Origin of the sequence: Gimesia fumaroli, assembly GCF_007754425.1 — a bacterium.
Lineage (GTDB): Bacteria > Planctomycetota > Planctomycetia > Planctomycetales > Planctomycetaceae > Gimesia > Gimesia fumaroli.
Window position 1 is genome coordinate 5,136,623 of sequence record NZ_CP037452.1, and the last position, 22,675, is coordinate 5,159,297.

A 22,675-nucleotide genomic window follows, 5' to 3' on the forward strand; every position below is an offset into this window, starting at 1 on the left:
TCTTGTAACAGAACGCCTCTTGGGCTCCCTCGATTCCCGTCTTACATTCCGATTGTGCTCTGACACAAAAAACCCTCTGGCAATCTGGGTAATTCATAGCTGAACTTAACGTTTACCATGGGAAATCACTGTTAAGACATCACTTAACAAATAATTAGTTTCTGCATTTTGGACCATGTAAACCGAAAAAAGGAGAGGAAGGACCGTGGCGTCATCTTGAAGCCGTAATCGTTCTTCCGAACAGGCAGGCAATAAAAATACTTATTTTTAAATAACTTATAGTTTTCAATTCTACCATCTCCGTCAAAGGAAGTCATTCCACTGACTGGTTTTGAGAGGATTATTCAGGCACTCTGTGAATATCAGGATCACCGTTCCTCAGCCAGGCTATCACAAAAGTTGGAATAAGATGCAAATAAATAAAATCTCACAATGGATTGTGGTTGTAGTTGCACTTTGCACGCCTTGCCTGAGCTACGGGCAGGATTACCAGGTCGCGCAGACTGCTTCGCCTGACTACGCACCAGTCGAAGATCAATCTGTCTATCAGCCGGTTTCAATGAATTATTCAGAAGCACCTGCCTGTAGTCCTGATCAGGCGTGTGCCGAAGGTTGTGTGAATGAGATTTGTCTGCCGGAATGCCAATGCTGCAACTTTCTCGACCAGTTTCTGATGAGCCATTCTCCCATTTACCCCTCGATGAAATCACAACGCATCCAAGTCGGTGGCTGGCTTGATCAGGGCTTTACCGGAAACTTCCAAAAGCCTTCCAACAACTTCAATCTGCCCGTGACATTCAATGACCGTTCGAACGAATATCAAATGAACCAGCTGTACCTGTTCATGGAACGCGCTGTTGATTTTGGTGGCGACGAACTGGACTGGGGTTTCCGTGCCGACCTGCTTTACGGTACTGATTACTTTTATACAACAGCAACCGGCCTGGAAACACACAGCGACGGCTCTCCTCACTGGAACAGTGGTGATGGTCCTCGACGTATTGGGACCAACACATACGCGATGTACGGACTGGCGATGCCACAGCTCTATGCAGAACTGTATGTCCCCTTCCTGGAAGGTGTCAGCATCAAAGCAGGTCACTTCTATACGCCCATCGGCTATGAAAAAGTAACCGCACCGGACAACTTCTTCTACTCACACTCTTACAGCATGCAGTACGGCGAACCGTTTACACACACCGGTATGCTGGCGACCTTCCAGGTCTCTGAACGATTGCAACTTCTGGCTGGTGTCGCCCGCGGTTGGGATGCCTGGGAAGATCCCAGCGATGATGCGGAACTGTTGGCAGGAATCGGCTGGACCAGCTACGATGAAGGGACCAGCATCAACCTCGCCTTATCTTCGGGTGATCAGGATACACTCAATAACGCCAGTGCCAACCGAACGATCATCAGCTTTGTGCTGTCACACGAATTCAACGATTGTCTGACCTATGTCTTCCAGAGTGACTTCGGCATCCAGGAAGATGGCAGCATCAATAACGCCTTTCAGGTCACACCGGCCAAATGGTACTCAATCAATCAATACCTGTACTATGACGTCACCGAAAAGTTTGCCGTGGGTGCCCGCTTTGAATGGTTCCGCGATCAGGATTACAGCCGCGTGCTGCAGCTGCCTGCTCCTTTTGCCTCAGGCGGAAACTATTACGAGTTGACCGTGGGAGCGAACTGGCGACCACACCAGTGTGTGACCGTCCGACCAGAACTCCGGTTCGATTGGTCTGATACCAGCTCCACAGTCCCGAATATCCCAGGTCCATACCGTAACTTCCAGGAAGACTACCAGGTCCTCTTGGGTGGTGACGTGATTATTCGCTTCTAAGCAGATTCAGCTATCGGCTTCTGAAAACGAGGTGCGAATCTAATGATCCGCTTCGTAATAAGGCTCGACATGGACCACCACTTCCAGGACGGTGGGCCAGTCAAGCTGGATCTGGTGCCGCACCTGCTGGGCCGTTAAGTGGGCCTGATCGACGGTTTCGTTGGGATTGACTTCGATGTCAATATTGACGTGGGCATCGGGGCCGGCAGTCTGAATGCGGACCTTTTCTACGTCGAGTACCCCTTCGACCTTCATCGCAGACGCTTTGACCTGATCGAAATATTTCTGATGGGGAATCTTATCCGTCAATTCATTCAGGTTCTCACGGGCGGCGACCCAACCCAGATAGACCATAATCACAGCCAGAATCATCGCTGTGATATGATCGATCAGATGTCCGTAGCTGGGAATCTGACTGGCTATCATCAAACCAAAGGCAGCCACAAAACTGGTGATGGCATCCACTCGATAATGATAGGCTTCGGCAATCATAGCTGAGCTCTTTTCCTGTTGCGCCATTCTCAACACAACGCGGCAGGTCAATTCCAGCAAAATCGCAGCGAACAGGGGAATCGTCCAACTGACCCAGCCAATCAATTCAGACTGCGCATGACTGATGGCGGCAAACAGCTGATACCCAAACGTTCCCGTTCCCACGATCAAGATCAGAATACCCAGTTGAAATCCGGCCAGAGGTTCATAGCGACCATGGCCGAAAGGGTGATCTTCATCGGGCGGCTGTTCCGCCAGTCTGATAGCAAATAGAATTGCCAACGAAGTAAAGACATCGGCACAGCTTGCCAGCGCATCGACCAGCAGGACAGAATGGCCCAGGAACCAGAGTCCGACCAGCTCCATCAAAATCACAAACAGTCGAACCGAAATGCCCAGCCAGGCCACTTTAATCAAGCGTGCGGTTCGACGACGGCGAATCCGCGTTACATCATCCGATAATTCCAGCGCATCGGGAAATACGTCAAGCACTGGAGCTTGAGGTGGTAAATCGGGTTCCCCGGATGAATCGGAAGCGGCCATGAGAGTGCCAAGATAACGAACAAATGAGAAGAATGCCTCTGCTGCATCCATGTCTGATCAATGACTCAACTGACTCAGTTTCAGGAGTCATCTTGATTCGAAGCTCAATATTTGACAAGAGCGAAGGCGGCGGAATGGAATAATCTTTATAGTTTTTTAAAATCCATCCACATGCATTATGAAGTTTTAATCGGGCAGGATCAGAATGTCGGGCAACGACATTTGATGTTCTTTGACCATAATCTTAGCGGTCGGCCACTGCTCCATCGGGGTGATCAGTATAGTCTGATCCTGTTCGATCAGAATCGTATCTCCGGTCATCGCCGGTCCTACAGAAGGATGCCAGAACGCCGCCATTCCGGGTGTGAATTTAAAATTACTGTTCAGCAGTATGGACGTTTCAGCGGGCAGGTAGCCGATGATATCTGCCTGGTCAGCGTGCTGCCATTCGTCCGGGCAATCATACTTTTCATAAATCCGTTTGACGCGGTTCCAGGTATCGAACAACGCCCAGTCTGGTTTAGAGAAATAAATGCCCGTCGCCTGCATTAACAAAGCCAGATGATGAGACTTGATAAAACTGGAAGGTGGTTTCCCCAGTGCTACTGTTCGCGTTGCCGCAGCATGCAATCCATTTTGCGAGCCGACCGCCGAGATCACACAATAACGCTCCAAGCGGTCTTCGCCATAGCCCCAATGACGATAACGAATACTTTGCCCGTCAACCATTACCTGCAACCGTTTGGGACTGACGCCATGCTTCAACAGCCGGTGTGACAGGCAGCCGGCGATCTCCTGCTCAGTCTGACCGCGTTCGACCCCGCGCGCAGTGGCTTCCACTGCGTGAGAAACCAGTTTGCCGAGCGTTCGAATGCGCTCGCCTTCCAGTTCGGTAAACGGAACTCGGAACGCTTTGAGTTCTTCCGAGACATTCTGCGTCTGTTCCACCCCGGTATCGCTGGCAACTTTTCTTCCTTTACAGAGATCTTTAATCAACTGTGATAACGGCTCGTACCAGGGACGAGTTTTAATTTGAAAACCGAGACCTGGGATGGCGCGGTCAAAAATCTGATTTGCGTCTACATTGCTGCAAGCAATTAACCGGGCATCCTGTGTAATAAAGACAGCCGCACAACTCTCGCCCGCTGATCCAGAGCGCGTTAAATCGGCACCGGAAGTAAACCAGGCGATATTTTCAGGAGACTGCAGAAGCATCGCATCGAGCTGATTCTGTTCCAGAAAATCGATGATCTGCTGCTGTTTGTATTCTACATCAGTTGCACGTCGTGGGTCGGTCGTGGGAATTTCTCCTGAAGAGATAGGTGCATGAGCATTGACTGCCACGATGGTCATAAAAGACTCCCGACTCGAATGTTTACAGACGACATCCCAAATACACGTCACAGACCCTTTGAAATTTGTATGTTGAAATGCGGATTCAATTATTGAGTTTTGTATCGAAATTTGTCGAAGTCAAGCGTTTCTCGCCAATCTTAACTCAGAAAGCCAGGTTTCGTCTCGAATGTCGCTACGATGCCTTTAATCCAGCTGTTCCAAGCCAGAATACTTGCAAAGTGAGATGTGAAAAGAACGATGAAATAGTGGACAGGAGGGTGCAGCCAGAACAGGCAAAATAAAGGCAAATAAAAGCTTCCTGCATCGCACTCCGTTCCCTATCTATTAATGATATCACAATGTGAGAGAAATCAAGGGGAATTTAGCAGAACCCACGGGTTCGATGCGACAGGATGAGAAGATTTTCACTATTTTTCAGTGAATGCGCGTTCCCATCAGCGGAGTAGTCGACGGATATCCAAAGGTCGATTTGATACTTTTTGAATGACTGCCTGCACTTTTGACTCCTCTTGCTCGAGGTGTGCGATGACCTCAGAATACTGGCGGTTCAGCTTTTGCACCAACTGTTCCCGTTCCTGTCCTGCCAGATGCTCAATCTGCTGTGCGAGGTCCTGCTTTTGTTTTACCAACTGTGACTGGAACGCGAGTTTCAAACTCTGGGCAACCTTTTCTCCCAGTTCCGATTCCAACCTGACTTCCGGTCGCTCATACGAACCGGAGCAATGCAAGGTTGCAGTAATATGATCAATCGAAGCGAGCGTTTGCTGCACAATACCCGCCATCATTTGATTCCCAGTGTCAGAAGTGGAGACCTCAAATCGAACCGGACTCTGATTGAATTCGAGACGACATTGAAAATCATGCTCTCTCAACGTGACATACGATTTGCATTCCGTCTGGTCGGCAATCAAAGCCATCGACAACTTATCGGAATCTTCGATCCTGATTTTCTTCTGGTGTGGAAAGTGAAACAGAACGACGAACTCGTGTGTTGGATCGGCTTCATAAAACTTGAGATCTCCAGCAAATTTAATCTCGGCTTCTGCTTCCACCTGGGCCTGGAGCTGAATCGGTTGACGATACATTGAAGGAGAGGACGAAAGTTCTTTGATCAGGCCAACGAAGGGATACTTCTGCTGATCGACGCGAGCGTTTCCGCTTAAGCGAATTTTCTTGAACAGAATCTTCGGCAGCTCAGTATCACGACGAAAATCAATCCATTCGCCCTGCATCCGTTCCGGTTCCTGCTCGTCACGTAGCGCTTTTACCGTTTCAAAGACCATGCCAGACCAGCCGGAAACCTGTTCCAGCTGTTGAGACAATTCTTCACCAATCAACGCATGCAGAATTTTCTGAGGATCAGGTGAGACAGAATCCACCAGCTGATCGAGGTTTGCCAGATCCTGTTCCTTGGCCCGCTCAATGCGCAGATAATCCTGTTGTGCAATTTGAGGCAGTGCATTCAGTTCGCTACGTATCTGCTTGCCTTCTCTCACAAGCAAATCGACCCGCTCAGCCGACTCGGCATAGGTCTTGATTTTATCAATTGTCTTGCCGTCCGCCGTCTTCACTTTATTCTCGACGGAATCAATTTCCAGCTTTACCTGCTGTAGACGTGTCTCATATTGATCAAACCGCTGCTTCCATTCCTGCTGGATTGTTTTGGAAACACGGACGGTCTGCAGACGATTCGGGTCGAGCTGTTCGGCGGCCGAGTCTTTCAAAATACTCAGCCAGGATTTCCCTAACTCTCTTGACTTTTCTCGGAAACGACGAGAATCAAGAGTGAAGCCGGTGCCCGGTTGGTCCATACCGTTTTCTGATAGTTCATCAGTTGCAGTTCGGGGTGTATCAAATTCCATCCCGGAGATCGTCACTTCTTCGACAATCAGATTCCGGTGCAACAGAGGTTTGCCGGACAGTTTCATTTCGACTTGATCGAAGGTTGCCAGATAACTTTTATCTTTGCGACTGGCGATCGCGATCGGACCGGTTTTAATGGAAGGAGGAAAGAAACCGGTCTGAAGACTGACCATTTCCACTTTCGTACCGGTCAGTGATTCTCCCAGTTCGATTAACCCGGTCCGAACCAGTGGATCAAAAGCGAAGGCAAAAAAGACCCAGAGAATGCCAGCCAATGCAAATCGAGGGAGCAGGTAATTCCACTTCATGAGACTTCCCCGACAATCGTACTGACTTCCGTTCCCCAGAGTATTTTCACGATCCAATACTTTTTCAATCTCGCTGCCACCAGCGGCGTGTATTTTTCAAACTGAGGTTTTGAGAAGTAATACACCGGATAAAACAGCAACAGTCCCAGAATCAGACTGCCCATCACAATCGTATTGTTAAAATCAGTCCAGGGTGCCAGGGGCAATTCATAAACGGACTGCCAGAAATTTTGTAAGGAGGATGCCAGCAGTACGCCACGCCCGATCAAATGGCTCAGTGGATCGAACAGCAATGAGAGCCAGGAAAATAGAATCGTCGATAACGAGGCAGAGCACAGATTGACCTTGGAACTGGCGAGAATGAACAGCAGAACAACGGCAATTAAATTCTCTTTGGGAACCAGTCCGATGACCATGCCCATGCTGAAGCCAAGGGCCAGCTGGCGCGGTGAAGAGGCACTACTGAGAGCACTCGCAAGAAAACGCAGAGATCGAAGCCAATAGGACATGTCGACGCGAACTCCGCTCTATGTCAGGAAATAGGGATGGAAAAATAATTCTGCCTGCCTGAGAAGGTCAGGCAGAATCCCCCCTGTTAAGATGTTTTATCGGCCTGAATCCATGATCTCCTTAATCGTTATAACCAGAAAATCTTAACATTCACAAATTCCCCATATGCCGGTGCGGAATATGCCCCTGAACCTGAAAAGGGATCAGGAATGTCTGATCTATGCAAAAGAGAGCCGGAAAACGACGGAAATTACTTTTCCAGCCAGAACATCACCGAAGCCCAGCCTAACCAGACGGCAAAAAAGCCGACGACCAGATTTCCGGTGATGTTAAACAAAGCGTGATGCATCTCTGAGTTTCTGAGCAGACTGACCGTTTCATGGCCGAACGTGGAGAAAGTCGTGAGTGATCCCAGAAAACCGGAAATCAAAAACAGGCTCGCGTGCTCATGCACGGCCATTGAAGGATGCAGTTGTTTATGCGTGACGATCGCCATCAGAATGCCAATCAACAAACAGCCGGTGGCATTCACGAGAAACGTTCCCGCCGGAAAGCCCGGATATTTTCTCCACATGAATTCTGAGATGCTGTAGCGCGCAATCGCACCGACAAAGCCTCCCAACCCGACAGCCAGCAATTGTGACACAAATCAGTCCTTTACTCAGTCATGTTTGACGCGAAACGTGAGCAGCCTTGTTACTTGGAAGAGATTTTCCAGAGATGTTTATCACTGCGGAGGAAGAGCGAATTGTCTGCAATCGCTGGCGTAGCCAGAATCGTTTCTTTCAAATCGATTTCCCCGGTGAGTTCCCCTTTCTCTGCTCCCAATTGAACCACCTGCAGTAATCCTTTTTCACTGACCAGATACAGATGATTGGCGGCGGCAATCGGTGTGGCACTGAAAGGACCTTTCAAACGCATTCGCCAGACAACATCACCATTTTCCGGATTCGCACACGTCAAAACTCCCGCGCGATTCACCGTATAGAGCCGTTTTTGATAAAAGAGCGGGCTGGCGGTGGAGGGAGACAGTTTCTGTTCCGACCAGAGCACTTTGGGAGGCTCACTGCTGGAACCGGGGGCCAACGCAGTCAATCCTTTGGAAGGAACATACAGCACATTATCCCCTACTGTGGTTGAAGGAATTCGACCGGCGCCTTCTTCGTACTGCCAGGCTGTTTCGCCCGTTTCAGGATAGATGGCATCAACGCCGTCATTTGACTGCAGCAAGACCAGAGTTTCACCCTCACCAGATGATTTAAGAATCGCCGGTGACGTCCAGTTGGCGACTCGCGGACGTTTGATTTTCCAACGTGCAACGCCGGTTTTTACATCCAGGCCTGTGGTGAAGGAATCGTCATCGTTTTCAACAGGTACGATCAATGTTTCCCCCACAACAACGGGAGATGAGGCCATTCCCAGACTGTTACTGGCATTGGGAAAATCGTGAGACAATCCACGAATCCAGAGTAGATTACCGTCCAGATCGAGGCACACGACATCGTTACTGGAAAAGGTCGCAAAAATCCGTTTTCCGTCGCTGGCCGGAGTCGGGGTCGCAACGCACATTTTCGAATGGCACTGCGTACGGCCCGTTGCCCAGAACTGTCGTTCCCAGAGACGTTCCCCTGTTTTGATATCAAAACACATCACGTGCAGCTGATCCTGTTTGAAACCCGTCGTGCTGGTAATAAACACTTTATCGCCGACAATAATGGGACCTGAAGCACCACGCCCTTCCAGGTCGGCAGTCCAGGCAATGCTCTCCTGATCCACTTTTGAAGGAGGTGCGTCGGATGTCGCCACGTTATTGGTCAACGGCCCTCGAAACTGAGGCCAGTCCGCTCCGCAACACAAACCAACGGCGATCAGAGGAAGCAGCAATTTTAGTGATTCGTTTTTCATCAGTTCATCCTTTTCAGGAAAGAAACGGTTCTATCAATGTTTTAGGAATGAGGGCGCACGTTACGGGCTGAGTTGAGTCGTTGACTCTGGCTTTTGTGAAAGCACTCCCGTTCCCGAAGGACGTGCGATGCGAAGCTGAAACTGATAGCGCTGTGCCCAGCTTTCGGTTTGTTCGTTCTGACAGAGCTTGAGCAGGATTACATTCTTGCCGGGTTTGAATGTTACAGGCACACTGTATTGATCCAACACCATTCCGCGGTGATATTCATTGCGTGCAAACAATAACTTGCCGTTCACCCAGATTTTCCAGGCATTCGGTGTGCCCAGACGAATCTCCAACTCTTGTTCTTCCGGGCTGTAAAAATCGGCGGTACAGTACATGACTGCCCCCTTGTAGGGAGAAATCGACTTGGCAATGTCAAAAATGCCGTAATCGTCTTCGGTATTCACCGACTTCCATTCGACTTCCCCCTCTTTGCCTTTCAGAGCGGAAGTGAAGTCGATTTTTTCTTCCGGAGCGTAAGCGGTATCGTAGCCTTTTTTGTCACTGTTATCGAAGGGGCCGACAATCATCCAGTTAGACAGAAACCCGAAGTGTTTCTGCAAATCAATTTTCTGCCCGAGAGTTCGCAGCGGTTTGACGATCGCTTTGACCTGATCGCCATCAGTTGCGCCAGAGAGTGCCTGCTGATAGACTTTTTTGGCCTGATCTTTCTTGCCGGCTTTTTCCAGACTTTTGGCTTCGTCAATCAAACGTTGTACGGCGTCGCGGCGGAGGGTGACGCTGGGATCGTTGATCATGCCGGGAATCAACCGGTCTTCTGCCTTCGAATCGACTTTGATCAGAGTTTCATAAGCCAGTCGCCGTGCCCGTGGATTCTTAGATTTATCCAGTATGAATTTTTCCAACTGATCGACGGGAAGTTTGTTCTGTTTGATGGCATTGGACGCGATGGTTTCAAATGCACCGCGTAACCAGTTCACGGCGAGTGGATTCGCCCCTTCAAAACTGTTCAGAATCGGAATCAAAGCCGACGCGTCTGACTGCGAAAGTTGCTTGACGGCTTTGGAAGCTGCCAGATTCCCCTGACCTTCTTTCTGAACCTGTTTGATTTGGGCGATGTCTTGCTCAACATCATATGCCTGAAGGGTCGTCAGCGAACTGAAAAGGAACATGAGGCAGAGGAAAAAACGGCTTCGCATCATGGGAGTCTCCTGAGGCTCTTCGAAGTTATCAGAATGATCCTCTAAGGGCGGGAGGACCAGTGTGGAGTTGAACGTCGTACGAGCTTGAATTGTACCAATCTCGTTTCAGTACCAGCAAGTATGACAGGAAACTTATGAGCGATTCAAGTCTGGAAAATGAGAATGGGACTTTGATTAAATAATATTAACTTCCTGTATTTAACCGGTAAACGATGGCTGAATGTTGTCTGCGATGTTGTTATAATTTTCGTCTATTACCAGATAAACGGCTTTTGAGTGTTTGGATTTACGCAGATGTCTACAGTTCTCAGGGAAACACTGGATCGATTACTTCAAGGCGAAAGCCTGGAGAGTGAAGCCGCTTATGAGGCGATCGCATCCATCATGCGTGGCGAATGCAGCGAAGTGCAAATCGCAGCATTACTGACCGCATTGCGGATGAAAGGTGAAACATCCGACGAACTGGTCGGTGCAGCCCGGGCAATGCATGAACGGGCTCTAGCGATTCCCACAAAGACAACCGGATTGCTGGATACGTGTGGAACGGGAGGAGATCAACTCCATACGTTCAATATCAGTACCGCCGTCGCGATCGTAGCGGCTGCAGCCGGGATTCCCGTCGCGAAGCACGGTAACCGGAGTGTCTCCAGTTCCAGTGGTTCTTCTGACGTGCTGGAAGCCCTGGGAGTCCGACTCGACTTGACACCTGAACAAATAGGACAGTGCCTGGAAACAACAGGGATTGGCTTCTGTTTCGCCCCCCTGTTACATTCGGCAATGAAATATGTAGCCCCTGTTCGCCGGGAACTGGCAATTCGCACCATCTTCAATTACCTCGGGCCTTTAACGAATCCAGCGAGTGCCGAATACCAGTTATTGGGTGCAAACTCGGGACAGGCGGCTGAAAAAATAGCTCAAGCCTTATTAAAATTAGGTCGAAAACATGCATTGGTTGTCTGTGGGAACGGAGAACTGGATGAGATCAGCCTCTGGGGAAAAACAACAGTTTATGAAATTACCGGCTCAAAAATACGTCAATTTGAATGGAAAGCCGCTGATTTCGGATTATCAGAATGTGACGTAAGTCAGTTGGCCGTCAACTCCTCAGAGCAAAGTGCTCAGATCATTCTGGATGTTTTTCATGGTGAACAGGGAGCAGCACGCGATATGGTCGTAGCCAATGCCGCAGCTGCCTTATTGGCAGCGGAAAAGGCTTCAAATCTGGAGCAAGCTGTTCAAAAAGCCTCCGAATTGATCGATGCAGGAAAAGTATTCGAAAAACTCAAACATCTCATCGAGTTTACCAGTAAAATAAAAGGAGAATGAATATCTAGGATTTCTGTCAGGTCACAGGAAAATACACGTCTCTTCGTTCGTATTGACTTGCCGAATCTGAACATCCTCTTATAATTCTTCAAAACTATGACAATTCAAACAGGAACTCGCAAAAGAGCAACCTCGCTGCTTGAGTGATTGTTTTCTGTGATTAGGAAATAAAGGTCTCATCATGAATGCTGAAGCACAACGCAAGCTGATTTTCACACCTGAAGAGGCCAATCTTCGTTTACCACTCGTGCAGGCGATCGTCAAAGATATCGTCGAGTTATACCAGAACCTGCATGATCGCCAGGAACGGATCACCGAAATCAAACGGTTACCTGGTGCATCCACCCGCGATGAAGATTCTGCTTACAGCGAAGAACTCCTCCAGGCTGAGGTTGATATCGAAAACGATATGGAACAACTCAAAGCCTATGTCACCGAGTTGTTGGAACTGGGTGTCGAACTTGAAGACCCAGCTCTAGGAGTCGTGAACTTCCCTGCCCTGCGTGAAGGCAAAGAAATTTATCTCTGCTGGAAACTGGGAGAAGATGAAGTGTCTCACTGGCATACGCTGGATGAAGGCTTTTCTGAACGACAGGTGCTGTTTGAAGAATCGTTGAATCACGATAACGAAAACAGCGATGAACCATTGATGTAATCAGAGGCTTTCAGAAAATCTGTACCCGCTTTATTTGGTCCTCGCTTCGCGCTCCCACTCTTGATAGGCGCATGTCAGTTCCTTCACGATCTGCGGGTGATTCGCGGCGACGTCGTTCGTTTCTCCGAGATCCTGTTCAAGATCAAAGAGCAGGAAAGGCTGTTTCGGCTTCGTACGCAACAGTTTCCATTTACCTCTGCGAACGGCGCTATAGTTTCGGTATTGAAAAAAGAACGTACGGGGCGTCGCTGTTTCGGGTGATTCAAGTACGGGTAACATATTCTGTCCGTCCAGTTTTCGGTCGGTGGGAAGTGTGCCCCCTGTAAGTGAAACCAACGTCGGCAGAATATCAAGGCTGATCAGCGGGGCGTCATTTACTGTTCCCGGTTTGATATGACCTGGATAGCGTACGATTGCAGGAACGCGAATTCCCCCTTCCCATAAAGTCACGCCTCCGTCGCGCAACGGTTTATTGCTGGCAACTTCCAAGCCGCGATCCTTGAGCATGAAGGCACCGTTGTCCGAATACCAGATCACGATCGTATTTTCACTGAGCCCACTTTGATCCAGTTGCTTCAGAACCCGACCGATGGCGGTATCAAGCGCGGTGACGACGGCACGGTAGCGTTCCTGAGGTTTTTTCGTTTGCGGCGAATAGTCATAGGCAGCGAACGCACTGTCCGGTGCCTGCCATTCGTTCCCTTGCCCCGGCTGCTTGTTTCGTTTACTGGGGAAATGCGGGGCATTGAAGGGGAGATAGATAAAAAACGGTTGCTGCCGATTCGCGGCGATGAATTTACAAGCTTCGTCGGCGAATAAATCGGTGGAATACCCCTCCACGAACACTTCTTTCAAGCCGCGCCATAAATCGTGTCGACCAGCGTAGTAATGATGGTAATAGTCAATATTACCGGCTGCAAAACCGAAAAATTCGTCGAAGCCCCGCTCTGTCGGACGACTGCCGGGCGAAAACCCGATGTTCCATTTTCCGAAGCAAGCAGTGCGATAGCCCTGAGCTTTCAGATAAGCGGGAATCAGTAATTCGCTCTGTCTTAAACCATCTGCGTAATTCTCATCTGCACTCAACTGGTGATTCAATCCGATGCGTTGTGGATAGCGGCCGGTCATCAAGGTGGCTCGCGAAACCGTACACGTCGGCGAGGCGGTATAAAAATCGGTTAGTTTGACTCCCTGCTTTGCTAACGTGTCCAATTGCGGCGTTTTCATCACAGGATTGCCGTAGCATCCCAGGTCGCCGTAGCCTAGATTATCGGCCGTGATCAGCAAAATATTAGGGCGCTGCCGCGTCTGCTTTTCTTTTGCAGAAATCGGCGAGAGAGAAAACAGACTGAAGAAATAAGTCACAATCAAACAGGACAACAGGCGGAGATTCATTGTAGATCCTCAAAACAGCTCCAGACAGAGCGTCATCGTTTTTTACCAGCGAGCAAGACGGCTTATCGTTCAGTTCCATCTGAACAATTCCCGGAGCCGCTGTCAATTCCAGGACGATGATCGAAATCTAAAGCAAACACCCGCTAAGTGAGCTGCTGTATTAAATACAGATACTCCAGCGATTTGAGCATCGCTTCCTGCTTCTGATTTGCGGTTCCTTTGTGGCCCCCTTCGATGTTTTCATAATAATAAAAATCGTAGCCCATCTGTTCCATGCGGGCGGCCATTTTGCGGGCATGCCCGGGATGCACGCGATCATCCTTTGTCGAGGTAAAGAAATAAACCTTCGGATAAGCCTGCCCCTCTTTCAAATTCTGCAGCGGCGAATATTTCTGCAGATAGGCCCACTGTTCGGGCAGATCGGGGTTCCCATATTCCGCCATCCAGCTGGCACCGGCCAGAAGCTTGTTAAAGCGTCTCATATCGAGCAGAGGAACGCCGCAAACGATCGCATTAAACAGTTCTGGTCGTTGTGTAAACGCAACGCCCATCAACAACCCTCCATTACTGCGCCCCATAGCACCATAATGCCTCGGGGAACTGAAGCCGCGACTCTGTACCGCTTCAGCAACTGCGTAAAAATCATCAAACGCGCGCTGACGATTTTCGAGCAGCGCAGAATCGTGCCAGCGGGGACCATATTCGCCGCCACCTCGAATATTTGCCAGCACATACGCGCCCCCTTTTTCCAGCCAGAGTTTCCCTAACAGCGGGCTATAGTGCGGCAGGATCGATATTTCAAAGCCGCCGTAGCCATATTGTAGAACCGGCGTTGTATGATCGAGCTTGATATCCTCGCGATAGACAATGAAGTAAGGGACATCAGTTCCATCCTTGCTGATCGCAAAGTTTTTCTCGACTTTCAAACCACTGGTATCAAAGCGTGCCGGCGTCGATTGAATTGGTTCTTCGACTCCTTTTGAAAAATCAACGTAATACAGAGTGCTTGGCTGCAGAAAACCATCGCGTGATATGAGCAAATGATTGCTGTTACTGTCAGAAGAGTTAATGGAAATGACATCGTTCACTCCCCAGGGAATTACCTGCCCCTGCCATTTGTTCTCTTTGATTGTGCATTTACGAATCTGGCTTGAGACATGTTCAATCCCGGTGATGTAGACTGCATCTTTGGCACACCGGACCTGTGAGATTGTTCCTGTCTGCCCCGGATCAAACAGAGGCAGTACCTGGTTGATCTTGCCCGTCTGTTGAAAATCGGTCAGCGAAAAACTGACCAGAGCCCCTGGCTTGAAGCCGCGCCACTCCTCTTTTAATTCGACCAGCACCTGACTCTGAAACAGCCCTGATATACTGGCCTTCTCTGGAAGCGGCAGTTGTTTTAAATCGCCTGTCTCTAAAACAAGATAGAAACTGAAATGATAAAAGTCGTGTCCACGCAAGACAAAACAGACCTGCCGGTCGCCGTGGTGGAGATCGACGGGATAAATAAAGGTTTCTTCCATGCCTGTTTCCAGCAGTGTTTCGGCTGCAGAGAGAGGCGCTCCCCGTTTCCAGCGTTTGAGGATACGAGCATAACCAGACGTGTTCAAACTCCCTTCGCCCCAATCGGTGGCGATCAGTAGTTGATCCTGGTTCTCCCAGCAGAGATTGGTTTTCGCCAGCGGTACTTCAAACCCTTCTTTGACAAAAGAGCGGGAGGGAATATCAAACTCACGATAGACGGCAGTGTCTGTTCCTCCGGGGGCCAGCTCGATGATACAACGATCATAGTCAGGGGCCAGACAATCGACGCCTTTATAAATCCAGTTCTCGTTTTCGTCTTTCGCCAGTTGATCGATATCCAGCAGAGTTTCCCAGTCTCGCTGTTTGCTTCTGAATTTTTTGAGACTTGTTCGCCGCCAGATGCCGCGTACGTGTTCTTTGTCTCGCCAGAAGTTATAGACAAAATCCCCCCGCAGAGTTCCATAGGTAATACGATCGGAGGCGGTCAGAATCTCCAGGGCTTCCTGCTCGTACTCCTGATAGCGGGGGTCACTGGTGAGGGCCTTTAAAGTCGTGTCATTCTGCTGCATGACCCAGTTCAGAGCCTGTTCGCCTTCAATCTCCTCCAGCCAGAGCAAAGCCTCTTCCTGATTTGTATTGTTCTCTGCAGGGCGATTCACTGAATCCATATTAAAACTCCGTTCAGGAAGGGGCTATGATTGGGTCTGTCGATATTGTAGATGAAAACTTGAGTCCGTCTTAAGAGATCAGAATAAATTTGTCATTTTTTTCCTGAAGAACCTCCTGAGAAATCAGATATTCTTCGAAATACTGAAAAGGGGACGTGCAATTAAACCGAGGCATTGGTATAATTCCCGACGTTGAGTAGTCAAAAAATATCAGGTTCACTGGATGAAACCCTGATTCAATTTTGACTGATCTCCAGAATCTCTTTTATAAAGAATACGCTGTTTGCGGTTCTTTTCGTGTTGTTTTGGCTACTTTTTGCCGAATTCCCTGATCGGGGTTCCGCTATCAAGGGTAGCAGTTGGGTGATACGAAGCAGAGCTTCGAGGAGAGCTCTTTTCAGGTAGTAACCTGAAAATGAATCCCTGAGTCCGGAATGGCCGACTCTCACCTGTATCTTTTTTCGCACGAGCAATTTCTATTTTTAACACGACGTATACGCCCAGCCTCCCGGCTGAAGGTTCGTCGAAAGGTTCAATGTATGTCAACGGATGCCCCATCACAGGCAAAATTTACGGATTTAGCGCTCTGCCAGCCCGTCCTGGATTCACTGGAAGCGCTGGGATATCAGACCCCAACTCCCATTCAGGCACAGACGATTCCCCACCTGCTGGAAGGACGTGACCTGGTTGGCCAGGCCCAAACTGGTACAGGTAAAACCGCCGCATTTGCACTCCCTTTACTTTCGAAAATCGATCTGGAAGTCAAAGCACCTCAACTTTTGGTGCTGGCCCCCACACGGGAACTGGCAATTCAGGTTTCTGAGTCATTTAAGCAATATGGCTCGAAACTGAAAGGTCTGCAGGTCCTTCCGATCTACGGTGGCGCTGACTTTAAAAGCCAGTTACAGCCTCTAAAACGGGGTGTACACGTTGTCGTGGGAACCCCCGGCCGTGTGATGGACCATATGCGTCGTGGCACACTCAAAATGGAGGATTTGCGTTGCCTGGTACTGGATGAAGCCGACGAAATGCTGCGAATGGGCTTTATTGATGATGTGGAATGGATTCTGGAACAGATGCCTCCAAAGCATCAAACCGCCCTGTTTTCGGCGACTATGCCCGAAGCCATCCGCCGCATTGCTGTAACCTACTTGCAGTCTCCGGAAGAAATCACCGTCAAAGTCAAAACCAGAACCGCAGATACCATTAATCAACGGTATTGGCTGGCGAAAGGTCATCACAAACTGGATGCTTTGACCCGTATTCTGGAAGCGGAAGAAGTGGACGGCGTCATTGTCTTTGTGCGAACCAAGACGATTACGACGGAGTTGTCTGAAAAACTGGAGTCGCGCGGATTTCTCGCTGCTCCTTTGAATGGAGATATTGCTCAGAAACAACGAGAGCGAACTGTAGGCCGGCTCAAAGCGGGCCATGTAAACATTGTCATCGCAACCGACGTTGCGGCTCGCGGGTTAGACGTGACTCGCATCAGCCACGTCATCAATTACGATTTACCAGGCGACTCAGAAGCTTATGTGCATCGTATCGGTCGTACGGGTCGTGCAGGTCGTACGGGTGAAGCAATCACTTTCGTTTCTCCCCGTGAAACGCGCTCACTGCAGACAATCGAACGTGCGATCAAGCATAAAATCGAGCGAATGGATCTGCCTGCGATCAGCAAAATCAATGAACGCCGACAAGAGCGTTTCAAAGAATCGATCACGAAGGCCATGAAGGGGCCCGATTTTGAACTGTTTCAGAAGCTGCTGGCTGAACATCAGACCGAATCTGGTAACACTGAACTTCAGATCGCAGCTGCCCTTGCCTGTATGTATCAGGGGAAACGCCCACTATTCTTAACCGAGGCTCCTCCCCGAAAACAACGGGAAACATCATCTGGACCAGGAAGAGACCATTCTCATTCCGAACGTCCAGAAAGACCGGAACGTCGCTTCCAGAAAGACAAAGAACGTCCCCGCAACAGAAAAACCGAAGATGCACCAGAAGAAGGCATGGAACGCTTTCGCATTCAGGTCGGTCACAGTCATGGCGTCAAACCAGGCAATATTGTCGGTGCGATTGCCAATGAAGCCGAACTGGATAGCCAGTACATTGGCCGGATCAATATCTTTGATGATTACAGTACGGTTGATCTACCGGAAGGCATGCCTCGGGATATTTTCCAATCATTGAAAACCGTTTGGGTCTCTGGCCAGCAATTACGAATCTCGCGGTTCGAACAAGCGGGCGCACCAGTCAAACGCAAACGCTTCAAAGGCAAGCATAAGCACAAACAACAGCGAGTTTGATCTCTGTCGTTTACTGCTTGACCAGACCATAAAAAAACCGCGGTCGTGATTCACGGCCGCGGTTTTTGTGTTTGGATTTCGTTATTACTTGTTGTTTCCAAATGCCTTGCTTGTCTGGCCTGAGGACGTCTGCTGTTTGAGGCGCTTGCTACGAGTGAAGACCTGAGAAACAGTCCCCGACGAAACATCATTCACGCCTGTTTTCTTAGCACCTAACTTGATTTTAGAAGGTACACCGGAACCAGGAACAAACAGACGACGTTGTGGCTTATAGCCGATATAGCTCAAGAAGTCGTTAATCCCAACGACGCGAACGGCTTTCAGACGAGCTTCTTCCTTGATTTCTTTCATCTTGGAAATGAGTTCCAGCATTTTGTCACGTTGCTCATCGGTCTTCGCTTCGTCCACATTGGGAGTTTCACCAATCACGAGGAATTTGGTGTGAACGGTCAACCCGTTTCCGAGCCGCTCTCCATCTTCTGTGACTTCATTGTCGATCTTGGCATTGGCGTTTTCAATGATGCCACGCAGCAGATCCATATCCGATTTGCCGTCTCCATCCAGATCGATGATACCGGAAATGGCGAATGTTTCCGGTCGTCCCACTCCCCAGAGCGGCGTATAAATCGGATCGCCGGGGCTGATAGGCTGGTAAATGTCATCGCCGACAATACGCGCTTCTGAAAGATGCGGTCCAAGAATTTTAGTCACTTCAATGGCACCAATGATGTCTTCTTCACCACGGCCAATTCCCTGATGGGATTTACGGTAAACACTGAATGTCATCCGTTTGGGAAGGCGATCGGCTTCTCCCAGGTTGATCCAGACAACGCCCGTGCTGTTATCCACGGTGCGAACAACTCCATCTGGCTTTTCGAAGCTGACTTTCTGTACCTGATCCAGGCGGCTACGAAGTGTGTCAACCAGACCGGCGTAACGATTGTTTTTGTTTTCGAGATCTTTAATCTTTTTGGCGTCGGTTTCACGCAATTGATCGAGTTCGATCAGGATCTCTTCATTTTCTCTCTGCAGAGCCGCAATTTGCTGATCCTTGGCAGAAACCTCTTCTTCTTTGATTTTCTGTGTATCAGCCAAGTCTTTTTCAGAACCATCTCGGGCCTTTTTGTGCTCATCGACGACTTTATCCAACTCCCCTTTTAAGGCAAGGAATCTTGCTTCCAGCTCATTTTTGGCTGTCTGCTCCTGTGCGAGTTGTGTTTTAGTCTGATTCAGCTGACCAGACATCTTGATCAATGTATTCTTAATGGTTGGCTCAGCCAGAACAGCTGCATGAGTTTTGATATCCTGCTCGGTGGCCCCAATGACAGTATTGGGAGTTTTATTATCCAGACCGATATCGTCCTGCTCATTGCCGATCAGTTTTTTGAGTGCCTGCAGTTCTTCGTCCAGCTTGCGGACCGCGGCACTATCCCGCTGCGAGTCCTTCTGGGCCTGATCCAACTTTGCATTCGCTTCTCCCAGATCTTTATAACCCAGAAAAGCGGCAACGCCACCAATCAATGTGGTCATGACAAAGAAGATGAGTGAAAAGTGAACAGCAGTTGGTTTACTGGCAGCCATGATTTTTAAACCTTAAGGATTTTCAAGTGACAATCAGGTGCAGATTGCACCGTGACGGTAATCGTCTGATGTGTAAAACCAGTTTAGCGTCGCTCTGAATCAGCCATGAATCACTACAGGAAAGACAGATGAATTGAATCTGAAAATTCTGAAGAACCGGCATCCTGCCTGCAATCCATTTTAAATGCTGAAAAAGCAGTGTCAAGAAGCTTTCTCATTCTATGTCTTGTGCTGTCAATTGGTTTTACGATCGCTGGCAGGGTTGACCTCTCCAGAAAAGTACACAAACTATCAGTCATACGACCAAAGCAGCCGAGACAGATAAAAGATTTCAACGAGTTTTGAGTTCGACTTCCTTAAAGATGGCGATCCGGGCCTGTCTCTTCAATAATGAGCCTGACTCTGCAGTCGAACTGTGGTGTTAACCTCCACATGTTTCCAACTTCGGCAATCTCTTTTCAGAATTTCAGGTAAAGCTAAATCTTTATGAAAGAAACACTTTACATCATTGATACGTTTTCTCTGGTATTTCAGGTTTTTCATGCTGTACCGCCCATGACCAGCCCCACTGGTCAGCCCACCAATGCCATTTTTGGCATCACCCGCGATATCCTAAATATCATTAAAACCCATTCTCCCGACTACTTAATCTTCGCCATGGACTCGAGTGGTCCGGGAACCAGAAACGAGATCTATCCGGAGTATAAGGCAAACCGCAGTGAAATGCCCGAGGATCTCAAGCCTCAGATCCCCCACATTATGGATGTGGTTCAGGGATTTCAGGTACCGGTCATTGATTGCCCCGGCTGGGAAGCAGACGATGTCTTCGCCACGATTGCCCGAAAAGCGAAGGAAAAGGGAATTGAGTCGGTCATTGTGACCAATGATAAAGACGCCCGCCAGCTGATCAACGATGCCGTAAAGCTCTATAATATTCGTAAAAACAAGTTCATGGACGCGGATGCGGTCGAAGAGGACTGGGGCATTCGCCCGGAACAGGTGATCGACTTCCAGTCACTGGTGGGAGACAGTGTTGATAATATTCCCGGTGTTCCTCTGGTCGGTCCTAAAAAAGCACAGACCTTGATTGAGCAATTCGGCTCCCTGGAAAATGTGCTGGCCAATGCCGATCAGGCGAAAGGCCCCAAACTGCAGAAAAACCTGAAGGAATTTGCTGATCAGGCACGCATGTCCCGCGAACTGGTCACACTGAATACTGATCTGGAACTGGAAGTGGACTGGGAAGACTCGCGTTTGACACACCCCGATCGTGATCGATTGCGCGAACTCTTTCTCGAATTTGGTTTCCGCCGCTTCGCTGATGAAATGAAGGAAGATTTCACCCACAAGAGCGAACCGCAGGTTGCCGAAGAACGAATCCAGGAAACAATCGACACCAAACCGGCATTCGAAAAATTTATGGCACTGCTGAAGCAGCAGGATGAATTTTGCGTCGATCTGGAAACGACAGGTTTAAAACCAGCCGAGGCCGAAATAGTGGGCTGGGCCATCAGTTGGCAGAAAAACCAGGGCTACTACATCCCCGTGGAAGGCCCCGCTGGTCAAAAAGCCCTTGATCCAGTATATGTTCTCGAACAGATGAAGCCCCTTCTCGAAGATCCGGAAATTCAGATCACTAACCAGAACATCAAATATGACATGGTTGTGCTGATGCGAGTGGGCGTGTTTCTGCAGGGAGTCAGCATTGATCCGATGGTCGCCAGCTATCTGTTGAGTGCCGGCGAACGCGGACATAGCCTGGATAAACTCGCCGAACGCTATCTACAGCACACGATGATCCCGATCTCGGATTTGATTGGCTCGGGAAAACAGCAGAAAAAAATGTTTGAAGTCGATGTTGAAAAAGTAGCCGAATATGCGGTGGAAGACGCCGATATCGCCTGGCAACTCTCACGCATTCTGAAAGAAAAACTCAAGCATGAAGGTCTGTGGGATCTCTACTGGGACCTCGAACGTCCCTTAATTCCGATTCTGGCAGAGATGGAATTCACAGGCATCAAAGTAGATAAAGTCGAATTAAAGCAGCAGAGTGAGCAGCTTCAGGAACGCCTGACCGAACTGATCAGCGAGATCTATGAAATTGCCGGTCATGAATTCAACATCGCTTCTCCGCTGCAGCTGCGCACAGTTTTGTTTGAAGAGTTGAATCTGCCTGTCTTCAAGAAAACCAAAACCGGCCCCAGTACTGACCAGAGTGTGCTTGAGAAGTTAGCGCCGTTGCATGAACTGCCGGCCAGGATCACCGAACATCGACATCTATCAAAATTGAAAAGCACCTATCTGGATGCCCTGCCCGATCTCGTTAATCCGGAAACGGGGCGGATTCATGCCAGCTTCAATCAGGTAGTCGCTGCAACAGGCCGATTAAGTTCCAGCGACCCGAACCTGCAGAACATCCCCATCCGAACAGAAGAAGGCCGACAGATACGCAAAGCCTTTATTCCGGAAAACGAAGACTGGCACCTGCTGTGTGCCGATTATTCTCAAATCGAATTACGGGTCCTGGCACACCTGAGTCAGGACGAAGCGCTCAGCCAGGCATTCCGTGAAGGTGCCGACATTCATACTGCCGTTGCCTCTGATATCTTTCGCGTCTCTCATGACGAAGTAGACAGTGACATGCGACGTACCGCGAAAGCAGTGAACTTTGGTGTGATCTATGGACAAAGCCCGTTTGGATTATCGGAAGCAATCGGCATCCCGCAATCCGAAGCGGCTGGTTTCATTGACGATTACTTTGATCGTTACAGCGGCGTTCGGAAATTTCTGGATCAAATTCTGGAAGACTGTGCGAAGAATCATTTCGTGCGGACGATTTGTGGCAGAAAGCGGGATATCCAGGGAGTGCGTGCAGGCATTCAGAAGCAATTGAACATGCCCGAGCGAACCGCCATCAACACCGTGATTCAGGGATCAGCGGCCGACTTGATTAAGCAGGCGATGATCAATTTGAGCGAACGGCTGAAGCAGGAACAACATCCGGGACGTCTGTTAATGCAGATTCATGACGAACTCGTTTTTGAAGTCCCCGTCGCCGAGCTCGGATCCTTGAGCCAACTGGTTCGTGTCGAAATGGAGGCAGCAATGGAACTGGAAGTCCCGTTAATTGTCGATATCTCAACCGGTTTAAACTGGCTCGAACAGACTCCACTGGAGGCCTGAATCTATGA

Annotated in this window: 15 protein-coding genes; 5 read left to right on the top strand and 10 right to left on the bottom strand. The window is 49.2% G+C overall.

Annotation, left to right across the window (positions count from 1 at the left end):
• The first annotated feature begins 409 nt into the window (after positions 1–409).
• A complete protein-coding gene (locus tag Enr17x_RS19445) occupies positions 410–1,843 on the top strand; it encodes a porin (protein ID WP_145311381.1) in 1,434 nt (477 codons plus the stop codon).
• 39 nt (positions 1,844–1,882) lie between these two features.
• Here the strand turns inward: Enr17x_RS19445 and Enr17x_RS19450 are convergent, their stop codons facing one another.
• The 7 genes from Enr17x_RS19450 to Enr17x_RS19480 all read right to left on the bottom strand — a co-directional run bounded on the left by Enr17x_RS19450 (position 1,883) and on the right by Enr17x_RS19480 (position 10,026).
• Positions 1,883–2,929, bottom strand: a complete 1,047-nt coding sequence (locus tag Enr17x_RS19450; RefSeq protein WP_232100783.1) for a cation diffusion facilitator family transporter — start codon at positions 2,927–2,929, stop codon at positions 1,883–1,885.
• A gap of 135 nt (positions 2,930–3,064) precedes the next feature.
• The gene (locus Enr17x_RS19455) at positions 3,065–4,231 is read right to left on the bottom strand and encodes a M24 family metallopeptidase (RefSeq protein ID WP_145311382.1); all 1,167 of its coding nucleotides are present in this window, start codon (positions 4,229–4,231) and stop codon (positions 3,065–3,067) included.
• Between the two features lie 437 nt (positions 4,232–4,668).
• Positions 4,669–6,405: a TIGR03545 family protein gene (locus Enr17x_RS19460; RefSeq protein WP_145311383.1), complete on the bottom strand. Its 1,737-nt coding sequence runs from the start codon at positions 6,403–6,405 to the stop codon at positions 4,669–4,671.
• Positions 6,402–6,914, bottom strand: a complete 513-nt coding sequence (locus Enr17x_RS19465) for a TIGR03546 family protein (RefSeq protein ID WP_145311384.1) — start codon at positions 6,912–6,914, stop codon at positions 6,402–6,404. Before Enr17x_RS19465 ends, Enr17x_RS19460 begins: the two co-directional genes overlap by 4 nt.
• Before the next feature lie 251 nt (positions 6,915–7,165).
• Positions 7,166–7,561, bottom strand: coding sequence for a fluoride efflux transporter CrcB (crcB, locus tag Enr17x_RS19470; protein WP_145311385.1), 396 nt, complete (start codon positions 7,559–7,561; stop codon positions 7,166–7,168).
• A 50-nt stretch (positions 7,562–7,611) separates the two neighbouring features.
• Entirely contained in the window at positions 7,612–8,820 is a 1,209-nt protein-coding gene (locus Enr17x_RS19475; protein ID WP_145311386.1) for an outer membrane protein assembly factor BamB family protein, read from the bottom strand.
• Between the two features lie 60 nt (positions 8,821–8,880).
• Positions 8,881–10,026: a hypothetical protein gene (locus Enr17x_RS19480; RefSeq protein ID WP_145311387.1), complete on the bottom strand. Its 1,146-nt coding sequence runs from the start codon at positions 10,024–10,026 to the stop codon at positions 8,881–8,883.
• A gap of 294 nt (positions 10,027–10,320) precedes the next feature.
• Here Enr17x_RS19480 and trpD point away from each other — a divergent pair, with 294 nt between their 5' ends.
• Together trpD and Enr17x_RS19490 are read left to right on the top strand one after the other, a co-directional pair.
• Complete coding sequence (gene trpD / locus Enr17x_RS19485) at positions 10,321–11,352, top strand: anthranilate phosphoribosyltransferase (protein WP_145311388.1); 1,032 nt, start codon at positions 10,321–10,323, stop codon at positions 11,350–11,352.
• Between the two features lie 181 nt (positions 11,353–11,533).
• Positions 11,534–12,007, top strand: a complete 474-nt coding sequence (locus Enr17x_RS19490; RefSeq protein ID WP_145311389.1) for a DUF2203 domain-containing protein — start codon at positions 11,534–11,536, stop codon at positions 12,005–12,007.
• 30 nt (positions 12,008–12,037) lie between these two features.
• On the opposite strand, the gene Enr17x_RS19495 is transcribed toward Enr17x_RS19490, so the two are convergent.
• Positions 12,038–13,402: a sulfatase-like hydrolase/transferase gene (locus Enr17x_RS19495; RefSeq protein ID WP_145311390.1), complete on the bottom strand. Its 1,365-nt coding sequence runs from the start codon at positions 13,400–13,402 to the stop codon at positions 12,038–12,040.
• Between the two features lie 143 nt (positions 13,403–13,545).
• Complete coding sequence (locus Enr17x_RS19500) at positions 13,546–15,594, bottom strand: prolyl oligopeptidase family serine peptidase (RefSeq protein WP_145311391.1); 2,049 nt, start codon at positions 15,592–15,594, stop codon at positions 13,546–13,548.
• 539 nt (positions 15,595–16,133) lie between these two features.
• Here Enr17x_RS19500 and Enr17x_RS19505 point away from each other — a divergent pair.
• Entirely contained in the window at positions 16,134–17,903 is a 1,770-nt protein-coding gene (locus Enr17x_RS19505) for a DEAD/DEAH box helicase (RefSeq protein ID WP_145311392.1), read from the top strand.
• Between the two features lie 84 nt (positions 17,904–17,987).
• Here the strand turns inward: Enr17x_RS19505 and Enr17x_RS19510 are convergent, their stop codons facing one another.
• The gene (locus Enr17x_RS19510; protein WP_145311393.1) at positions 17,988–19,484 is read right to left on the bottom strand and encodes a coiled-coil domain-containing protein; all 1,497 of its coding nucleotides are present in this window, start codon (positions 19,482–19,484) and stop codon (positions 17,988–17,990) included.
• A gap of 486 nt (positions 19,485–19,970) precedes the next feature.
• On the opposite strand from Enr17x_RS19510, the gene polA reads away from it, so the two are divergent.
• On the top strand, positions 19,971–22,667 hold the full coding sequence (gene polA, locus Enr17x_RS19515) for a DNA polymerase I (RefSeq protein ID WP_145311394.1): 2,697 nt from the start codon (positions 19,971–19,973) through the stop codon (positions 22,665–22,667).
• Positions 22,668–22,675: the final 8 nt, after the last annotated feature.